Origin of the sequence: Thioalkalivibrio denitrificans (assembly GCF_002000365.1) — a bacterium.
In the GTDB taxonomy this organism is placed as follows: Bacteria; Pseudomonadota; Gammaproteobacteria; order Ectothiorhodospirales; family Ectothiorhodospiraceae; genus Thioalkalivibrio_A; species Thioalkalivibrio_A denitrificans.
The window spans coordinates 1-1,928 of sequence record NZ_MVBK01000012.1; the positions used below are offsets into that span (position 1 = coordinate 1).

The 1,928-nt window shown below is 64.3% G+C and carries 2 protein-coding genes; both read left to right on the forward strand.

From position 1 onward, the window contains the following. The first annotated feature begins 138 nt into the window (after window positions 1-138). Window positions 139-780: an MBL fold metallo-hydrolase gene (locus B1C78_RS02380; protein WP_077277544.1), complete on the forward strand. Its 642-nt coding sequence runs from the start codon at window positions 139-141 to the stop codon at window positions 778-780. 155 nt (window positions 781-935) lie between these two features. After that, window positions 936-1,874, forward strand: a complete 939-nt coding sequence (locus B1C78_RS02385) for a VOC family protein (protein WP_077277545.1) — start codon at window positions 936-938, stop codon at window positions 1,872-1,874. The last annotated feature ends 54 nt before the right edge of the window (window positions 1,875-1,928 follow it).

The following is a 1,928-nucleotide window of genomic DNA, read 5'->3' on the forward strand; positions in this document are numbered from 1 at the left end:
TTCGCAATCCGGATGACAGGCCCGCCCCGGGCGGCCCTGTCATCCGGATTGCGAAGAGGGCAGTCCTTGAGGGACAGGCACCCGCAGCCGATGCACGCATCCAGCTGATCGCGCATGATCGACATGACGGAGTAGACCATGAAACAGGTGCAGGACGATGTCTGGGAAACCGAGACGGAAAGCCCCTTCCCGGGGCTGACGACACACGCCTACCTGCTCACCCGGGCGGATGGCAACGTGCTGTTCTACAACACGGGCCACCGCCACGAGATCGAGCGCATGGCTGAACTCGGCGGGGTGGCATATCAGTTCCTGAGTCACCGGGATGAGCTGGGGGATACGATCAACCTGCTCCACGAGCGCTTCGGCACCCGGCTGGGCGGTCATGTGCGCGAACAGGCCGAGTTCGCCCGCGTGCGCACACCGGAGATCCTGTTCGATGCCCGCGAGATGCTGCTCGGCAACATCGAGGTGATTCCCACCCCCGGGCACACGCCGGGCAGCACCTGTTTCCTGGTGCACGCCCCGGGTGGCCGACGCTACCTCTTTACCGGCGATACCCTGTACCTGGGCGAGGACGGCACCTGGAGGCCCGGACTGCTGCCTTTCAGCGACCGCGACACACTGGTGGAAAGCCTGGAAACGCTGAGGACGCTGGAGCCGGACGTGGTGTTTTCCAGCGCCTTTGGAGGTGAGACGGGCTTTCAGGAAATCCGGGGGCGGTGGTCGGATCATGTGGCGAAGGCCCTGGGGAGCCTGCCATCCGGACCGCAACGCTGACGGGTGCCGGCATGCACCCATAAATCAGACTGTTCCGCGAGTGCCATGTCGATTCCGGCACGTGTGCTTCGACGACCAACCGGGGCGGCAAAGCACGCGGTTGCGCAGCGCGGCGCCCTCCTTCCCCTCCACGCGCATCGACGGGAGACAGGATCATGACAGCAACCGAATCACGGATCGTGCCGCACCTGTGGTACGACACGGAGGCCCGGGAGGCCGCAGCCTTCTACGCCTCGATCTTCCCGGACTCTGACATCACTCACATCACCACGCTGCACGGCACCCCGTCCGGGGATTGCGACGTGGTGTCCTTCAGGCTCCGGGGGCAGCCGTTCATGGCCATCAGCGCCGGGCCCCACTTCAAGTTCAACCCCTCGGTGTCGTTCATGGTCAACTACGACCCGCTGCACTTCGATCCGTCTCCTTCCCGTGAAGAGAATGCACGGGCCAGCCTGGACGCGGCCTGGGCACGGCTGTCCGAGGGGGGAACGGCGCTGATGCCCATCGGCGAGTATCCCTTCAGCGCGCGCTACGGCTGGGTGCAGGACCGATACGGTCTGTCCTGGCAGCTGATGCTGACTGACCCCGAAGGGGACCCAAGGCCGCCGATCGTACCCTCCCTGCTGTTCACGGGCGGGAATTGCGGTCGCGCGGAGGAAGCGATCGGCCATTATCTGTCCGTGTTCCGCAATGCCCGGTCGGGGCAGATGTTTCGCTACGGCGCGGATCAGCCGCCCGATACGGAAGGCACGGTCATGTTCGCCGACTTCATGCTGGAAGACACCTGGTTTGCCGCCATGGACAGCGCGCACGGGCACGGTTTCACATTCAACGAGGCCGTATCCTTCATCGTGAACTGCGACGATCAGGACGGAATCGACAGGTACTGGAACGCGCTCTCCGCAGTCCCCGAGGCCGAACAGTGCGGATGGATCAAGGACCACTTCGGCGTGTCGTGGCAGATCGTGCCCGCCGAGCTGGACCGCATGATGCGAAACGGCACCCCGGAGCAGATCGACCGACTGACGCGCACCTTCATGCCAATGAAGAAGCTGGATCTCGCTGCGCTTCAGGCGGCATTCGAGGACAGGTAGAGCCGAGACCTACCGAAGGATGTTCTGCGATGCTTCTTGTAGGAGCCCAGCCCT

Excerpts from the sequence above, each read along its gene's own strand:
- B1C78_RS02385 (WP_077277545.1), top strand. The coding sequence starts at position 936 with ATGACAGCAACCGAATCACGGATCGTGCCGCACCTGTGGTACGACACG.
- B1C78_RS02380 (WP_077277544.1), top strand. The coding sequence starts at position 139 with ATGAAACAGGTGCAGGACGATGTCTGGGAAACCGAGACGGAAAGCCCC.